This is a genomic window from Pseudacidovorax sp. RU35E (assembly GCF_900156165.1).
GTDB lineage: Bacteria > Pseudomonadota > Gammaproteobacteria > Burkholderiales > Burkholderiaceae_C > Xenophilus.
Window position 1 is genome coordinate 1 of record NZ_FTMY01000019.1, and the last position, 14,864, is coordinate 14,864.

Sequence of the window (14,864 nt, forward strand, 5' to 3'; positions counted from 1 at the left end):
TTGCTCGTCTGTGAATCTGCTCTTGCGCATCGCGCTTCCTCTCGGTTGCGCGGATTTTCTCTAGTGCCATGGTAAGGATCACGGGGAGCAGGTCACTGCCAGGTTGGATGCTGTGTACGTCGGGATCTAGCAAGCGGCGAGCGTAGATCCTGACATAGCCCGCAAACGATCGCAGAGGCCCTCCTTGAGGCGGGGGGGTTAAAGAGGCCGACGTGCGGTGCCGTCCTCCCCTGAGGGCGCAGTTGGGGGGTGCGGCGCTGGACGAAAGACGAAGCATCCGCGGGCTGATGCCGTACTCGCCGGAGTGCAATCCGATGTGTGCAGGTGACCGCCGACGCGCCTAGGAGGCAGAACAAGCGCAACTTGGCAGCTAAATTGTGGAAAGCCAAAGTCAATGGTGTCATCTGACCCGCGACCACTATTGCCCAGCGTCCCCAGCGATTAGCCTGACGCGACACCGCCCACAGTAGCTTCAGCAGCCCGCGCTGCACCCTTCTCAATGTTGGACGTGCTAGTCCAAGCGGGCTTTTCGAGCGCGTTCCTCCTGAGGGAAGACTTCGTCACGCGCACTGGGCAGCCGCAGCCGGTGGCTAAAACGGAATGTCGTCATCCATGTCGTCGAAGCCGCTGGACGGCTTCTTGGGCGGACGAGGCTTGAGCATCTCGGTGATACGGGCCTCGTGCTTCAAGAACGCGTCCATGCCATCCTCGGTCGCCGCATAGGCGAAGAATTCGTAATCCCCGTTGTAGCTTTGCTCGATGGTCTTGGCGACGTATCCCAGGCGGTCGAGCTTGATTGCGCTGATTGCCAAGGCGTGGCTCTGGCAGCTTTTCAGCTCGCGCTCGATCTGGTCGAAGGAGCGGCCTATTGGGCTGCTCACCTGGCTCTTCACGCATTCCCCGAGAAACATGAGGTCGACGTCTCCCAGGCGGTAGTCCGGCGGATTCGCCACGTGCCTTAAAGGACGCGCGGTCTCGGTGAAGGGAGCGCGGTCGATGGAGCCAATCTCCTTGATCCGGTCCCGGATCAACTTGCAGGCGTAGTTGAGGGCGGACTCCAAGTCGCCATCCGGGCGGTCCGCCGCATAGTCCGCGGGGTTCATGCCCACCAAGTCCGACGGCAGGTGCATGTCGAGGCCGCGCGGCTTCACGATGTAGCACCGCTCCTTGCCGATCGAGCCGATAAACAGGCCCATCTCGAACACTACGTTGTCCCGGGCGATCGCCTGTTCGTGCTTGCGGATGGTCGCCAGGTCGTCCGGGGTGAACACGAAGACGGCGAAGTCGATGACCGACGACTTCTTCATCAGGTCGTCCACCGACTGCGAGCTCAGCTTGAACGTGCCCGAGCGCCAGATGGTGCAATGCGCCTCGTGCTCCAAGTTCGCGTTGATCGCGTCCGCGATAGGCAGGCCCTCCACGGAGGAGGCGATGAAGACTGCGGGCTTGGCGCTTGCGTTCATCCAGATTGGGCCCAGGCTGTTGCTATGGCAGCATTGTCCTCGGTATCCGCGGAGCCTCGCACCGCTTCGCGCTCCCGTTAGCCTGGCTTCGCCCAGCCGACGTCGCGGAGCGCGAGGCCGAGGGCCCGCGGGCTCGCGAAGACGCGCGCGCTATCGTCGGGATAGGGAGCACCGCTCATTGACTGGAAGAGCCGACCTCTACGGGTGCGCGTGACCGGGTCGAAAGAATTCTCCCGAAACACCCACACGTCTTGGCCGGCGCGCGCTCCCGCGGGGAGCCCCGCCCAATCCTCCGGCGTTTCGATAAGCTTCGCGAGGGTGATCGTCGGCAGCGGCGAGACTAGGCGGTCCGGCATGGAGCCCGCGCCCTCGTAGACCAGCCCTGTGTTGTCGTCGATCCCCAAGAACATGGTGGGTTGCTCCTCGCGAATCTGGTGGGGGAGTGCGGGCCGGCCAGCGCCCCCAGCTGCCCTCAGTCGGCCACGCGCTTGGAGTTGGACAGGAAACGCGTCTGCGACAGCGTGGACTCGTAGTAGTCCTCGTCGAGGAATCGCAGCAAGCGCAGGAGCTCGGTGCGATTGGTCGGCAACACGATCTTGCCGTTCTGGGTTTGGACCGGCACGTCGAAGGCCTGCGCGGCGGTCGCGATCGTCTCCGCGCTGAACTTGTCGAGGACGCCCGACTGGGCGATCAGGGCGATCTTCTTGCGAATGAGTTGGTGCGCGGAGCTCAGGAACTGCGGCACGTCGGGGACGTGGAGCTTCTCGTGGGCAGCGAACGCCGTCATGTCCTCGTTGGTCGCCTCGTTGAAGTAGTCCGTCACCTCGAAGACTCTGCGCAGGAAGTGGAAGCTCTGAAATTTAAGCGTGCTGCCTTCGAGGACCGCCAGCAGCTTGGTGTCCAACGTTAGACCCGCGTCGCTCATCTTCTGGAAGGTGTTGCCGCTGTAGAAGATTGCGAGGCCCTTGGTGGCGATCAGGCGCCGGGACTCGAAGCACTGGATCAGGATGCGCTCGAACCCGTCGAGCTCGTGGCTGGCGAAGAGGGCCTTCACGGCGTCCAGCGAATGCTCCGCCGGATCGAACTGGTCGACGCCGACCGGGTTGGCCACCGCGTCGGCCATGCCGTCGACGTCCTCGAAGTTCTCGATTTTCAGCAGCTCGCCAGGCTCGGGGGAATACCGGCCGTCGAAGGCCACGACTTCGTGGATGCCGTTCAAGAAGGCCTGGTGCTGCGCGGCGAAGACAGCTTCTATCTCCGTTTGAAGCGCTTGAGTCAAGGGAAAGCGCACGATCCGCGCGCCCGGGATCTTGGTCAATGCGAACAGGTTCATGCGCCTCTCGCCTCCGTTGTGTTCTTCGCTTCGAGTATTCCATACTCACTGAGCTGCACCACGCGCGAGATCGACAGTGCGTTGTTGATCTTGCGGCGCGTGATCAGCAGGAAGGTGATCCCGTCGGATGTCTCGACCTCGTAGAAGTGGAAGCCAAAGAGGCCCAGAACCGGGTTCACTTGGATTGCGTGTGTGCTCCACAGCACGAACAGGAGCAGGGCGGCGGCCAAGCCCCATGCCCCCAGGTCCGCGCTGACTTCGCCTTTGAACAGCAGCGGCAGCGCGTACGCCACGAAGAAGCCGATGACCTCCTTGTCCGCGCTCTTGGCTTTCTTGATGGTGATCGGCAGCCGCTCGAGACGCGCGCGGGCGTTCTCTACGATCCACAGGGCGAGCGCGCCCATAAGCAGGCAGCAGCAGAACGCGATGAACGCCCAGCGCAGGTTCTGGTCCTTGACCGCGAACACGTAGGCCACCGAGATCGACAAGGGGGCGATCGCTGTGAGCGCGAAGACGATGCGGACGAGGTTGCCTAGCACCGGCGCGGGCCAATCTTGCTGAACGCTGGTTGTTTCATTGCTGCATCGTAGCGGGAGGATCGTCGCTGTCCCCTGACGGCGCGAGCCTAGCCGCCGCGGCTGCCTCTTGCTCCATGTTGCGCAACGTTTCGGTCTGCCAGATGTAGGTGGCCGCCTTTCGAGCTCGGAGACCGCGGCCGTGCGCCATCGCTGTCCGAGGCGCTAGGCGCACCTGGCGATCCATTCCGACGGACATAGGGTCGAGGGGCTAACGAAACTGTATGAAGATACAGTATAGAAAACTCACCGGGTGCGACCTGCGCTCCCCACCCAAGTCGCTCGCGAGCACTCCGAGCAGCCCGAATCTGTGACAGCGAATGCGATCGCGCCGGCGATGCGTCCTGCGGCGGTCGCTCTCAGTGGCGGTTAACAGGGTGCCGACTCGGGCAATGTCGACAACACCTCGAGGCGTTGGCCTCGCAATGGTGCGCAGCTCAATGACTGCATAGATGCCGAGACCGCGCACTTCACATCCTCCACCGACTGACTGCAACCGCTGCGTAGCTGTCCTCCAACAAACTTCTCGCTGATCCTAAATTCTTTCAACCACATATGTCGTTGATGAGCAGGCGCCCGTAATCGCCTGACTTTCACCAAGCCCCAGCTCGCTTTGGAGCGAGCTGGGGCTTTTTGCCGTCTGGTCGGTTGCTCGAAGCAGTCAGGCCCTACCCCTCAACGAACCTGCCTATGCCATCCACTTCAAACCTGTACGACGATGACGAATCCCTGTTCGACCGCGCTGCCAGCATCTCTTCGTCGGCGCCCATGTGCCCTTCATGCGGTTCGACCCGCCTGTCTTCCCGCGACCTCGGAAAGAAGACTGGTGCCGCCATCGGCACCATCGCCGGAGCCGCTGGCGGCATGTCCGCCGCGCTCTCGGGCGCCGTCGCCGGTGCCCACCTAGGCATGAGCCTCGGCGCCGAAGCCGTTCCTTCCATGCCTCCGCTCGGCGCCGTCGCAGGCGCGATCCTGGGCGGCCTGAGCGGCGGCATCGCCGGCTGCGCCGTCGGCGCCGCCCTGGGCGAAGCCATCGACGGCGCCGTCCTGAGCAACTGCCGCTGCCTCAGCTGCGGCCATGTCTTCTCTCATCCCAGGGCGTGACGCTGGCTTCTACCCAGCCCGCGCCCGCTCATCACCTCTCCTCACCACCCTCCACCTTCAGATCAACGCCCATGGCACACCTCCTCCAACAAATGGCCTACGTCGGCCAAACCCCCTGGCATGAACTCGGCAACCAACTGCCGCCCAAGCAGCCCATCGAGGTCTGGGCGCAGCAGGCTGGCATGGACTGGACCATCTGCGCGACGCCCGTGCGCTACATGGCCGAGCAGGCCGGCGCCCTCGGCTCCATCATGACCTTCGACGACCAGAAGGTGCTCTACCGCAGCGACACCAAGGCGCCGCTGTCCGTCGTCGGCGGCCGGTACCAGGTCGTGCAGCCGCGCGAAGTCCTGGAGTTCTACCGCGACCTGACGGAGGTCTCCGGCTTCGAGCTCGAGACCGCGGGCGTCCTCAAGGCCGGCCGCAAGTTCTGGGCGCTGGCGCGCACCGGCAAGGAATCCGCCCTCAAGGGCAACGACACCGTCAAGGGCTACATCCTGCTGGCGACGTCCTGCGACGGCACCCTGGCGACCACCGCCACGCCCACCACCATCCGGGTCGTGTGCAACAACACGCTGTCCATCGCCCTGCAGGGCGCGGTGAACGCCGTCAAGGTGCCCCACAGCACCAGCTTCGACGCCCAGGCCGTCAAGAAGCAACTCGGCATCGCCGTCTCTAGCTGGGATGCCTTCATGTACCGCATGAAGACGCTTTCCGAGCGCAAGGTCAAGACGCACGAGTCGCTCAATTACTTCCTGAAGGTCATGTGCCAGGCGGACGGCCATGCCGAGCCGCAGGCCCTGACGAACGAGCGTGCCCTCAAGAAGGTGCAGGAGCTCTACGAAGGCAAGGGCCGCGGCGCCGAGCTGCAGGCCGCCAAGGGCACCGCCTGGGGCCTGCTGTGCGCGGTGACGGAATACGTCGACCACGAACGCCGGGCCCGCAGCCAGGAATACCGCCTGGACAGCGCCTGGTTCGGCCAGGGCGCCGGCATCAAGCAGCGTGCACTCGACGCTGCCCTGCAACTGGTGGCCTGAGCATGCCGCAGTCCTCATCCCCTCCGACCTTCCGGCGACGACCCGGATCACCGCCATCACGGCACCCCGACGGCACAAAGCCCCGGCTCCCCACAAGGGACCGGGGCTTTGTGCTTCTGGGCGTCGGCGCGCGGCGGGGGATGCGGCGACTTGCCTTCCTTTTTTCTGAACCTTTCTTTCAACCTAAGGAGAACCCCATGGCAGAAGCCCATCGGGCGGGCGAGCCATCGGCCCGCGCCCGCCCTGCGCTGCGCCTGGTGAAGCCGCAGGATTTCCGCAAGCTGGACCGCGCCCAGTGGCTCGACGTGCGCAAGCAGGGCATCGGTGGCTCGGACGCCGCGGCCGCCATCGGCCTGAGCCCATACATCTCACCGCTGGAGCTCTGGCTCGACAAGACCGGCCGCGATGCCGAGCTGCCGAAGGTCGACCCCAACGACGAGACCAGCCCCATGTACTGGGGCACGCTGCTGGAGCCCATCGTGGCGGCGCACTACACCCGGCGCACCGGACACAAGGTGCGGCGGATCAACGCCGTTCTGCAGCACCCGGAATACCCCTGGATGCTGGCGAACCTGGATCGCGAGGTCCTTGGGGCGCCGGATGTCCAGATCCTGGAGTGCAAGACGGCCGGCTACCACGGGGCTCGCCTCTGGGAAGACGGCGTGCCTGAGTACGTCCAGCTGCAGGTGATGCACCAGCTCGCCGTCACCGGCAAGCAGGCGGCGGATGTGGCGGTGCTGATCTGCGGGCAGGAGCTTCGCATCCACCGGATCGAGCGCGATGAGGAACTCATCGCGAAGCTGATCCAACTGGAAGGCCGGTTCTGGTGGCACGTGGAGACGGAGACGCCCCCGCCAGCGGACGGGTCCGAATCCGCCGCCCTGGCGCTCAAGGCTCTCTGGCCGCGCGACAGCGGCACGGTGCTGGACCTGGCGGACGACCTGGAGTTCGGCGGCGCGTTCGCCGACCTCCTCGCGCTGCGGCAGACCATCGCCGAGGCCGAGCAGCAGCAGGAGATCCTGCGCCAGCGGATCCAGCAGCGTATGGGAGAAGCCACGGTGGCCCGCTTCGACGGCGGGGAAGTCCGCTGGAAGCGCAGCAAGGACGGCACGGCCCTGGACGTGGAGCGGCTCCTGACCGACCACCCTGAGCTGCTGGCGGACTATGGCCTCCCCAAGGCGGGCACCCGCCGGTTCACCGTCAAGGAGCGGCAATGAACACGTCCATCGGCGCCAGCCCACTGGAGTTTCTGACGGCCTATGCACTCGTGCTCGGAATCGGCGTGGTGCTGGGCTACCGCCTAGCGCTGCGCCGCTCACCGCCGCTCTGACTTCCTGTCCATCACCGCCTGCCTCGGTGAAGGCCGCCCTCTGCCGCGAGGGATCGCAGCAGCCCGCCCCAGCGGATTGAAGGGGCGGGCCCGCGCAAGGCGGCACCAGCGTTTTCCGAGTTTTCCAGAGTTTCCGTGACCGGTCTTCCACGGTTTCCGGCCTTCTTTCCTCGGTTTCCCCAACTTTCCTCAATTTCCCAAGGACCCCACATGCTCAAAGGACTGGCCCTCACGCCGCCCGTCATCGGGCGCATCGCCATCGGCAAGGTCGTCATCAAGGACGGCAAGCGCTTGCCCGAAAAGGACGACGAATTCACCATCACCACCCAGGTCCAGCGCCAGGGCGGCTGGGTGCTTCACCCTCTGGACCAGCAGCTGCGCGCCAAGCTCGCCGAAGGCCTCAAGACCGACGGCGACAAGGAGGTCGCCAAGAAGGAGGCCAAGCTGCGCGCCATCCCCGTGCGCTTCCTCTTTGACGACCCGGACCTCAACCTGCGCGCCAACTACAGCGTCTTCGACCGGGCCACGGGCCGACCGCTGTGCGTCGGCAACGGCCAGACATGCAAACGGGCCACCGCGTCCGGCATCCAGGCCCTGCCCTGCCCCGCGCCGGAAGGTTGCGAGTTGGGCGCCAAGTCCGGCTGCAAGCCCTACGGGCGGCTGAACGTGCGTATCGGCGACGAGGACGAACTGGGCTCGTTCATCTTCCGCACCACAGGCTTCAACAGCATCCGCACGCTGTCGGCGCGCCTGAAGTACTTCCAGGCGCTGTCTGGCGGGCACCTGTCCACGCTGGCGCTGGAGCTTCGGCTGCGCGGCAAGTCCACCACGCGCTCGCACCGCACGCCGATCTATTACGTAGATCTGACGGTGCGCGCGGGCAGCAGCCTGACGCAGACGCTGGAGGCAGGACAGGCACTCTGGCGCCAGCGCGAGGAAGCAGGCTTCGACCAGGAAGCCCTCGACCAGGCAGCGCGGGGTGGTTTCGCCGCCGGGGCGTTCGAGGAATCGCAGGAAGACGGCGCGGCCGTGGTGGACGAGTTCTACCCGGACGCATCGACCACTGCGGCCCCCTCGGGCACCAGGCAAGCGAAGCAGGCGCCGCCGCCGTCCCTGGGCGAGCGGATGGACCGGCTGCTCTCCCGTTCGGAGACGCCCGATGCTCAACCCGGCGGATGACCACGTACCGGCGCAGCTCCTGCACCGGTATGTGCCGGGCCTGCGCTTCGACACCACGTTGGCGCTGGAGCAGCCCGGCACCAGGGCGCCACGCCGACTCTCAGGCCGTGACCCCTGGGATGAGGTGGACGCCGTCAGAGGTCTGCTGACCGCTGCTACCGCATTTCTGCGGATCCCACCGAGGCGCCCGCCGCGCTGGACGACGACCGACCCTGCCGATCCCCTCAGCGTTCAGGCGCTGGCAGCCCGCTGGCTGCCGGAGCTCGACTGCAGTTGGGAGTCTGAGCCGCCACGCCTGAGTCCGACCAGCTTCCGAGCCATGCTGCTGTGCCTGCACCACCAGGACGGCGTCCGCTGGGCGCTGGTCACCGGCGAGGAATGGCTGTCTGGCCGCCAGGAGCGCCCTCGGGCACTTCTGGTGCTGGACGCCCTGCTGCCCTCGCCCTGGGCCACGGGCTACAACGCCCGGCTGGAACTGCAGCCTAGATCGGCACGCGCCCTCGGCCTGCGCGCCAACCCGCTGAAGCTGCCGCTGGCCTACCGCGGCATCGACGGCATGGCGTTGGCCGTCGAACTGAAGGGGACGCTCCGTCTGGAGCACCGCCTCACGACTGCGACTTAGCGCGGGGCCGCCGCTCGGCCGGGTAGACGCGCGCCTTGCGCGGCGCCCGCGTCGCCGTCTCGTCCAGCCCGCGCAGCTTCGGCAGCGCGGGATCGAGCAGCTCGTGCGGCAGCGTGTCGATGGCCTTGGCCAGCCGCTCGATGTTGTCGATCGAGATGTTGCGCTCCCCGCGCTCCAGCGAGCCGATGAAGGTGCGGTCCAACTGCGCCTCAGCGGCCATCGCCTCCTGCGACATGTCCTTGCTCACCCGCACGAGCCGCACGTTGCGGGCGAACACCTCGCGCAGGGTCTTCGGGGGCAGCTTGGCTTGCGGCATCGCGCTGATCGTCCAGCGCTGTTGCGTTTGAATACACTGTGTTTAAGTACCATTTAAAGTCAACGAAAGGCTGGTCTTTCTGCACTTTCACTCTTGCTCCCCGTCGTCCTCCCTCACCTTCCGTCAACAACCCTTCACTTCACCTGCACCACCATGACCCTCAAAGGAAAAATCTTCTCCGGCTACGGCGCCATCGGCCTGCTCTTCTGGGCCTACTTCGTTCTCGTGGACGGCCATCGGGCAGCCTTCGCTTTTGGCAAGGCCCTCGTCTGGCCCCTCACCATGTTCCCCGCCCTAGGCGCCTTCATGGGCGTCGTCGTGCTCTTTCTCATCATTGGGGCCATCGTCCTGCTCTACCGGTGAGCGACGGCATGCGACGCACTGTCCTGACTGTCGCCGCCCTTGCGGCGGCCGTGCTCGCGGCAGGCTGCTCCAGCGATGAGCGCCGCTTCTACGAGGCCTACAAGTGCGCCAAGGTGGCGACCATGATGGCGCGCCCTGCCGAGGCCGCCATGGCAACGGCCCGGATCGCCGTGCTCATCCAGACCAAGGACGTCAGCAACATCAGCATGGCGCGCATGGCGCAGCGGCTGGACGACGACCTGGCGCTGCACCGGCTCAGTCCATCGGGCCAGGCCCGCGCGCTGCTGGATGTCTACGACTCCGGCACCTGCACCAAGCTCTACGCGCCGTCATAAAGCCGCTCGCCCACCCTGGTTCGTCCGGGGTGGGCGAGCGTGCTTTGTCTCTTCTCTTTTTTTGCGTCATGAACCACTACGAAGTTCTTGGGGTGCGGCCCACGGCGTCGCCGCAGGAGATCGAGCTCGCCTATCGGGCGCGGCGCACGCAGTACCACCCGGACAAGTATCCGCAGGCGGACGAGGCCACGGTGCGATGGGCGACCGAGCAGATGCAGCAGGTCAATGAGGCCTTCGAGACGCTGTCGGACGCTGATGCCCGGGCACGGTACGACGCGGGGCGGCAGGCCGAGGGAGGCAGGGCCACCGACGCTCGGCCGCAGAGGCCGCCGAAGCGGGAGGCAGCCGCTGCGCCGGCACCAGCGCCAGCCCCCGCGCCCGTATCGCTCGCGGCCTTGCTGAAGCAGCGCCTGGGCGGGGTGACGTTCACACGGGTCTACCTGGCGCCTTACATCCCGCCCAAAAAGCTGACCGGTGCGGGCAGCAGCATCGTGCTGGGTGAAGGCGATGACAAGGTGCTCGTGCTGATCGACGCGACCGTCTTCGGCGGTGCGAAGGAAGGCATCGTCCTCACCGAGGAGGGCATTCACTTCAAGGAGCTCGGCTCGTCCGCGCAGCGGCGATTCTGGGAGGACATCCGGGAAGTGGAAGTGCGCGGCACCAAGGTGCTGGTCAACGGCAGCGCGATCGCCGACTGCACGATGTGCGAGAAGCGCGAGCTCCTGCAGGTCTTCGGGGTAGTGCGGGAGTTCCTGCTGGCACGGCATGCGGCGACGAGCTCGCCCGCCCGGACGGCCGAGATGATGCGGCGGGCGCAGCAGTCGGACACGCCCTGGACAAACCCGGTGGTGTGCCAGGAGATCTTCAACATCGCCAGGCAGAGGGTGCTGCAGCTGTCGGACCTGATGGAGCCGTTCGAGGCCGAGTACGGCGAGGAAATCCTGAACCGGGAGGAATTGGCGGAGTTCTTCGCGACGGCCGGTGCGGCGATTCAGGATCCGTCCAAGGCGCAGCGGGCTTTTCAGTTTTTGGTCGACACGGGCTCGCTGTGCGAGCTGGCCATCGAGTGCGCCGAGGAAGACCAGCCGCCTTCAGATCGCGATGCGCTCAATGGTCCATTGCAGGAGCCTCAGGCAGTGCGCCATCTGCGGCAGATTGTTCGGGGCATCGTAGAAAGTAGAGACCAGAACCATCGATCAGCCCAGGCACGGCAGTTCTTCGACCGGTAGCGCAGGCGTCCTAGTCGTCGCCTGCGTCGACCAGTTCGCGCTTGAGCTCGCTCACGGGCTGGGCGTAGACGCAGTTGTAGATCGTCTCGTGCGACACGCGGTAAGGGTGCCTCTGGAGGCAGAGGCTCGCCAGTGTCAGGGCAATCTGCTCGGGCGACCAGCGCAGGCCCAGGCAATGACGGATGACACCGAACATGACGCCCTGGGGATCGAGCTTGCGGGCGGGGCGCCCCCGCGCCTGCAATGCTGGCAACGGCTGCGCGCAGTGGTGCTGGCGTAGCCTGAGAAGTCGGCGTTGCGTTGCAATTCACGGCTGACGGTGGACGGCGAGCCTTGCAGACCTTGCGCGATGGCACGCACGCCCAGGCCCTGCTGGCGCGACTGACCAGCGTCACACGGTCTTCGGGCTGGAGTTGGCGGTATCTCTTCGAGGCAAGTGGCATCTTCTGACCTTAGCGGGGAGCAGGTGCTGCACTTCAGGTTTGAATCCGCCGATTGATGAGTAGACCTATTTGATTCGGTCGCCTGGTCCAAAGTGCGCCCGCAGGCGAAGGAGCGGTGGATGGCGGGCCTCTCGCGCAAGCACGACTGCATACGAGAAGCGGCGTGCCTCAGCCGCCATCCATGTATCGCCGTACGATGTCGAACTCATTGCCCTCAGACCAGCATGCGTTGAAGCATCCCAGGGCAGATGCATCAAGCGTAGCCAGCACCCGGCTGCGGCCGAGTCGAAAGCTGACGCAGTAGTCTCGTCCGGTCATGGCCACTCTCCAAGAGTGCGAGGTACGGCGCTGCTCACGGGCCGCCACGTCAGGACAAATGCAGGTCTTGTTGCTGGCTTGCTGATCTCATGCAGGACTTGTAGTGTTGGGATCGCCGGTCCGTGTCAGACTTTCCTCGCGCGGCTTGCGGAGCAACGCTGTTCAAGAAGGTCGACAAGTTGGCGCGCAGCATCAAGGCTGGAGCGCTTTCCGCAAGGAGCTTTTCCAAAGTCGAGGCGACACAAGGAGGTCGCTCAGACAGTCCTCTTGAACAACCCTCTTCACCGGTGTGCAGCAGCCAGTATCTTGGCCGCCTGCGCAATCGCCTGCCGGCTCTTCCAGTACGCCGCCCACGGATCGCTCTTCTGAAACGACAGGTACTCCCGCGTCGTAAGCACGGTCCACTGTGCACCGCTCTTCACATCGCCGAGTTGCTCCCAGGCGATGGGCATGGACACGCCCATGCCCGGTCTTGAACGCGCAGAGAAGGCCGCGGCCGTGGTCTGTCCATGCCCGTTGCGCAGATAGTCGATGAAGATCCGGCCCCTGCGGTTGCTCGGTCCGCTCTTTGCCACGAAGCGCTGCGGGATCACGCGTGCCATGTGCGCCACGACGTCCAGCGAGAACTGCTTAACGGCGTCGAAGGCCAGACGGGGCTGGATCGGCACGACCACATGCAGGCCCTTGCCGCCCGAGGTCTTGAGCCAAGCCTCGAGCCCCAGCTCCTGCAACAAGGTCCGGGTCAGCAGGGCCGCTTCCTGCAACTCGGCCCAGCTCACGCCCTCCCCCGGGTCTAGGTCGAACACGATCCGGTCCGGCCGGTCGATTTTTCGGGCGGTCGAATTCCAGGTGTGGAACTCGACGGTGTTCATCTGTGCCGCCGCCACCAAGGCCTTTGCGCTGTCCACCACGAGCAGGGCCGCATGCCCGGGCCAGAGTTCGGGGTCGAGCTGGCCGAGGCCGGGCACGCGTGTCTCTGGATGCTTCTGGAAGAACAGCTGCCCGGTCACGCCTTGCGGTGCCCGCACCAGGGACACCGGCCTGCGCGCGAGGTGGGGCAGCATCCACTCGGCCACGCTCTCGTAGTAGCGCACCAGGTCCACCTTGCGCAGGCCCGTCGAGGGGTCGATGACGCGCTCCGGGTGCGTCACCACCACAGGCGTGGTCAACTTCGCCTTGCGCGGCCTGGCCGTTTTTTTCGCCGGCTGTTCGATCCCGATGTCCTGCGGCGGCTTGTCGGCGCGCACGCCCTTGAAGATGGCATGACGCACGTGCCGCTCGGGCGTCCATTCGGCGAACGCGACCTCGACCACCATCTCGGCACGCACCCACTGCTCGCTGCCGGCCGTGCGCCGGGACCAGCGCCCCGGCTTCACTGTGCCAGGGTCGACCGCGGGCGTGTCGGTCGCCAACACCTGAAGCCTGTCATAGAGCACCCGTGCCGTCGCCGAGTCGAAGCCAGTCCCGACATTGCCCACGTATCGCAGCGCATCGCCCTCGTACACCGCCAACAACAGGCCGCCCACCGCATTGGTCGTTCCGCCTCGCACCGTGTAGCCCACCACCACGAACTCCTGCCGCTTCTGGCACTTTAGCTTGAGCCACGTGTCGGAGCGTTCGGACACATACGGGGCCCGCGGATCCTTGAGGATCAGGCCTTCGAGGCCCAGCTGACAGGCCGCACCCAGCAACTGCGAGGGCTCGGCATCCAGGGCTTCGCTGAAGCGCACCCGGTCGGAGCCTCGCTCCTTCATGAGTTCCTTCAGCACCACGCGGCGGCTTCGGAGCGGCACGGCGCGCAGGTCCGTGTCGCCCACATAGGGCAGGTCGAAGACGAAATAGGTGATGGCTTCGCCCTTCGCGCTGTCGATGGCGTTCTGCAGCGCGTTGAAACTGGGCACGCCCTGGCTGTCCGCGACCACGATCTCTCCGTCGATCCAGGCATCGACCAGGCCCATCGCATCGACGGCATCGGCAAGGCTCTGGAGCTTTTCCGTCCAGTCGTGGCCATTGCGCGTCAAGAGTCTGCTGCGGCCTTGCTCGATGCGGGCCAGCAGGCGGTAACCGTCGAACTTGTTCTCGGCGATCCAGTCGCCCTCCGGCACCTGCTCGGTGAGCCGGGCGAGTTGCGGCGCGAGGGTCTTGGGCAGCTTCCTGATCGACAGCGCATTGGTGAGGTCCGGCGCTTCGTCCTTGCGGGGCGGCGGCGCTCTGGGCTCACGCTCTTCGACAAGCCCCAAAGGATGCGCGACCACGCTGTCCGGCAATGCGGTGACGACGTCGTAGTCGGTGGAAGAGCGTGCCCAAGCGTCGCCCTTCTTCTTGAAGAGCATCCACTGGTCCTGCTTCTTCTCCCGCGGCTTGGAGATGCGAACCAGCTCCCAGAGGCCGGCCAGCTTCTGGCCGTGCAGTCGGAAGAGGATCTTGCCCACCTCCAACCCCTCCCGAGCGTCGCCAACCGGCTCCCAGGTGCCCCGATCCCAGACGATCACCTCGCCAGCGCCATACTGCTTGGCAGGAATGCTGCCCTCGAAGCTGTTGTAGCCAATTGGATGGTCTTCGACCTGGATGGCCATGGACTTCACCGCGGGGTCGTAGGAGGGCCCCTTGGGCACGGCCCAACTCAACATTACCCCATCAAGCTCTAGCCTGAAGTCGTAATGCAGTCGGCTCGCCCAGTGCTTCTGGATGACGAAGCTCAGCGCCGTTGAAGCGCCCTGCTCCTCCTGCCCACGCGGCTCGGGCGTCAGGGCGAAGTTCCGCTTGGCGGTGTACGCCTGCAGCCCGCGCTTCTGGCGCATGGGGGCGGGCATGCGCGGCTCTAATTCTTCTCTGCGCTCAGGTACTGCTCGACGTTCTTGGCTTCAGGACCCACAGCCTTCACCGCCGTGCGCAACTGGTCCGGCGTTACGCCGAACTTTTTGGCCCAGTCATGGACTTCATAGTCCTCGTGGATGTTGATGCGGCTGCGGTCCTGCCCATGAGCTTGCGTGCGGTCGTCAGACATAGTCATCTCCTTTGGATCTGAAGAAGACCATGCGTCCCGTCAAGCCGCAACTGCGGCAGGCAGATCTTGGTGCGCGCCCCGTCCTACAGTCCCCGATCACCAACTCCGCGTGAACATCCTCATAGCCGTGGGGCCGCTTTCACGCAACAAACACCGGTGATGCTTGGTTCATGGTTCGACCTGTCCTGCTGCGCCGTCAGCGCGATGCGT

General features: G+C 65.4%; 18 protein-coding genes. 8 read left to right on the plus strand and 10 right to left on the minus strand.

Translation table 11 applies throughout. From position 1 onward, the window contains the following. Positions 1 to 590: 590 nt before the first annotated feature. From BXA03_RS25000 to BXA03_RS25015, 4 genes are all read right to left on the minus strand, one after another. Positions 591 to 1,463 (minus strand): TIR domain-containing protein, encoded by an 873-nt coding sequence (locus tag BXA03_RS25000; RefSeq protein WP_076511894.1) that lies wholly within the window; start codon positions 1,461 to 1,463, stop codon positions 591 to 593. Positions 1,464 to 1,540: 77 nt separating this feature from the next. Beyond that, the gene (locus BXA03_RS25005; protein ID WP_076511895.1) at positions 1,541 to 1,873 is read right to left on the minus strand and encodes a hypothetical protein; all 333 of its coding nucleotides are present in this window, start codon (positions 1,871 to 1,873) and stop codon (positions 1,541 to 1,543) included. A 62-nt stretch (positions 1,874 to 1,935) separates the two neighbouring features. Further along, entirely contained in the window at positions 1,936 to 2,796 is an 861-nt protein-coding gene (locus BXA03_RS25010; RefSeq protein WP_076511896.1) for a Kiwa anti-phage protein KwaB-like domain-containing protein, read from the minus strand. Further along, on the minus strand, positions 2,793 to 3,335 hold the full coding sequence (locus tag BXA03_RS25015) for a hypothetical protein (RefSeq protein WP_076511897.1): 543 nt from the start codon (positions 3,333 to 3,335) through the stop codon (positions 2,793 to 2,795). The genes BXA03_RS25010 and BXA03_RS25015 overlap by 4 nt, the downstream gene beginning before the upstream one ends. A gap of 726 nt (positions 3,336 to 4,061) precedes the next feature. Between BXA03_RS25015 and BXA03_RS25020 the strand changes: the two genes are divergently transcribed. The 5 genes from BXA03_RS25020 to BXA03_RS25040 all read left to right on the plus strand — a co-directional run bounded on the left by BXA03_RS25020 (position 4,062) and on the right by BXA03_RS25040 (position 8,643). Beyond that, complete coding sequence (locus BXA03_RS25020; protein ID WP_234983833.1) at positions 4,062 to 4,475, plus strand: complement resistance protein TraT; 414 nt, start codon at positions 4,062 to 4,064, stop codon at positions 4,473 to 4,475. Between the two features lie 71 nt (positions 4,476 to 4,546). Continuing rightward, a complete protein-coding gene (locus BXA03_RS25025) occupies positions 4,547 to 5,512 on the plus strand; it encodes a DUF932 domain-containing protein (protein WP_076511898.1) in 966 nt (321 codons plus the stop codon). Between the two features lie 197 nt (positions 5,513 to 5,709). Beyond that, the gene (locus tag BXA03_RS25030; protein WP_076511899.1) at positions 5,710 to 6,729 is read left to right on the plus strand and encodes a YqaJ viral recombinase family nuclease; all 1,020 of its coding nucleotides are present in this window, start codon (positions 5,710 to 5,712) and stop codon (positions 6,727 to 6,729) included. A gap of 323 nt (positions 6,730 to 7,052) precedes the next feature. Then, positions 7,053 to 8,021, plus strand: coding sequence for a recombination directionality factor (locus BXA03_RS25035; RefSeq protein WP_076511900.1), 969 nt, complete (start codon positions 7,053 to 7,055; stop codon positions 8,019 to 8,021). Positions 8,022 to 8,340: 319 nt separating this feature from the next. Continuing rightward, positions 8,341 to 8,643 carry a hypothetical protein gene (locus BXA03_RS25040; protein WP_076511901.1) on the plus strand — a complete coding sequence of 101 codons (303 nt, stop codon included), beginning with the start codon at positions 8,341 to 8,343 and terminating at the stop codon, positions 8,641 to 8,643. On the opposite strand, the gene BXA03_RS25045 is transcribed toward BXA03_RS25040, so the two are convergent. Continuing rightward, positions 8,627 to 8,959: a helix-turn-helix domain-containing protein gene (locus BXA03_RS25045; protein WP_076511902.1), complete on the minus strand. Its 333-nt coding sequence runs from the start codon at positions 8,957 to 8,959 to the stop codon at positions 8,627 to 8,629. The genes BXA03_RS25040 and BXA03_RS25045 overlap by 17 nt on opposite strands. A gap of 153 nt (positions 8,960 to 9,112) precedes the next feature. On the opposite strand from BXA03_RS25045, the gene BXA03_RS25050 reads away from it, so the two are divergent. The 3 genes from BXA03_RS25050 to BXA03_RS25060 all read left to right on the plus strand — a co-directional run bounded on the left by BXA03_RS25050 (position 9,113) and on the right by BXA03_RS25060 (position 10,886). Continuing rightward, a complete protein-coding gene (locus BXA03_RS25050) occupies positions 9,113 to 9,322 on the plus strand; it encodes a hypothetical protein (protein WP_076511966.1) in 210 nt (69 codons plus the stop codon). 8 nt (positions 9,323 to 9,330) lie between these two features. After that, positions 9,331 to 9,657: a hypothetical protein gene (locus BXA03_RS25055; RefSeq protein ID WP_143476459.1), complete on the plus strand. Its 327-nt coding sequence runs from the start codon at positions 9,331 to 9,333 to the stop codon at positions 9,655 to 9,657. A 68-nt stretch (positions 9,658 to 9,725) separates the two neighbouring features. Then, positions 9,726 to 10,886, plus strand: coding sequence for a J domain-containing protein (locus BXA03_RS25060; protein WP_143476460.1), 1,161 nt, complete (start codon positions 9,726 to 9,728; stop codon positions 10,884 to 10,886). Between the two features lie 10 nt (positions 10,887 to 10,896). On the opposite strand, the gene BXA03_RS27085 is transcribed toward BXA03_RS25060, so the two are convergent. The 5 genes from BXA03_RS27085 to BXA03_RS25075 form a co-directional block, all read right to left on the minus strand. Then, entirely contained in the window at positions 10,897 to 11,082 is a 186-nt protein-coding gene (locus BXA03_RS27085; RefSeq protein WP_143476461.1) for a hypothetical protein, read from the minus strand. Then, on the minus strand, positions 11,022 to 11,480 hold the full coding sequence (locus BXA03_RS27605) for a helix-turn-helix domain-containing protein (protein ID WP_076511905.1): 459 nt from the start codon (positions 11,478 to 11,480) through the stop codon (positions 11,022 to 11,024). The genes BXA03_RS27085 and BXA03_RS27605 overlap by 61 nt, the downstream gene beginning before the upstream one ends. A 17-nt stretch (positions 11,481 to 11,497) precedes the next feature. Further along, entirely contained in the window at positions 11,498 to 11,647 is a 150-nt protein-coding gene (locus BXA03_RS26950) for a hypothetical protein (protein ID WP_159444755.1), read from the minus strand. A 281-nt stretch (positions 11,648 to 11,928) separates the two neighbouring features. Beyond that, a complete protein-coding gene (gene ligD / locus BXA03_RS25070; RefSeq protein ID WP_234983834.1) occupies positions 11,929 to 14,460 on the minus strand; it encodes a DNA ligase D in 2,532 nt (843 codons plus the stop codon). A gap of 8 nt (positions 14,461 to 14,468) precedes the next feature. After that, positions 14,469 to 14,654: a DUF3606 domain-containing protein gene (locus BXA03_RS25075; protein WP_076511907.1), complete on the minus strand. Its 186-nt coding sequence runs from the start codon at positions 14,652 to 14,654 to the stop codon at positions 14,469 to 14,471. Positions 14,655 to 14,864 lie beyond the last annotated feature (210 nt).

Excerpts from the sequence above, each read along its gene's own strand:
- BXA03_RS25000 (WP_076511894.1), bottom strand. The coding sequence starts at position 1,463 with ATGAACGCAAGCGCCAAGCCCGCAGTCTTCATCGCCTCCTCCGTGGAG.
- BXA03_RS25005 (WP_076511895.1), bottom strand. The coding sequence starts at position 1,873 with ATGTTCTTGGGGATCGACGACAACACAGGGCTGGTCTACGAGGGCGCG.
- BXA03_RS25010 (WP_076511896.1), bottom strand. The coding sequence starts at position 2,796 with ATGAACCTGTTCGCATTGACCAAGATCCCGGGCGCGCGGATCGTGCGC.
- BXA03_RS25020 (WP_234983833.1), top strand. The coding sequence starts at position 4,062 with ATGCCATCCACTTCAAACCTGTACGACGATGACGAATCCCTGTTCGAC.
- BXA03_RS25025 (WP_076511898.1), top strand. The coding sequence starts at position 4,547 with ATGGCACACCTCCTCCAACAAATGGCCTACGTCGGCCAAACCCCCTGG.
- BXA03_RS25030 (WP_076511899.1), top strand. The coding sequence starts at position 5,710 with ATGGCAGAAGCCCATCGGGCGGGCGAGCCATCGGCCCGCGCCCGCCCT.
- BXA03_RS25035 (WP_076511900.1), top strand. The coding sequence starts at position 7,053 with ATGCTCAAAGGACTGGCCCTCACGCCGCCCGTCATCGGGCGCATCGCC.
- BXA03_RS25040 (WP_076511901.1), top strand. The coding sequence starts at position 8,341 with ATGCTGCTGTGCCTGCACCACCAGGACGGCGTCCGCTGGGCGCTGGTC.
- BXA03_RS25045 (WP_076511902.1), bottom strand. The coding sequence starts at position 8,959 with ATGCCGCAAGCCAAGCTGCCCCCGAAGACCCTGCGCGAGGTGTTCGCC.
- BXA03_RS25050 (WP_076511966.1), top strand. The coding sequence starts at position 9,113 with ATGACCCTCAAAGGAAAAATCTTCTCCGGCTACGGCGCCATCGGCCTG.
- BXA03_RS25055 (WP_143476459.1), top strand. The coding sequence starts at position 9,331 with ATGCGACGCACTGTCCTGACTGTCGCCGCCCTTGCGGCGGCCGTGCTC.
- BXA03_RS25060 (WP_143476460.1), top strand. The coding sequence starts at position 9,726 with ATGAACCACTACGAAGTTCTTGGGGTGCGGCCCACGGCGTCGCCGCAG.
- BXA03_RS27085 (WP_143476461.1), bottom strand. The coding sequence starts at position 11,082 with ATGTTCGGTGTCATCCGTCATTGCCTGGGCCTGCGCTGGTCGCCCGAG.
- BXA03_RS27605 (WP_076511905.1), bottom strand. The coding sequence starts at position 11,480 with ATGCAGTCGTGCTTGCGCGAGAGGCCCGCCATCCACCGCTCCTTCGCC.
- BXA03_RS26950 (WP_159444755.1), bottom strand. The coding sequence starts at position 11,647 with ATGACCGGACGAGACTACTGCGTCAGCTTTCGACTCGGCCGCAGCCGG.
- ligD (WP_234983834.1), bottom strand. The coding sequence starts at position 14,460 with ATGCCCGCCCCCATGCGCCAGAAGCGCGGGCTGCAGGCGTACACCGCC.
- BXA03_RS25075 (WP_076511907.1), bottom strand. The coding sequence starts at position 14,654 with ATGTCTGACGACCGCACGCAAGCTCATGGGCAGGACCGCAGCCGCATC.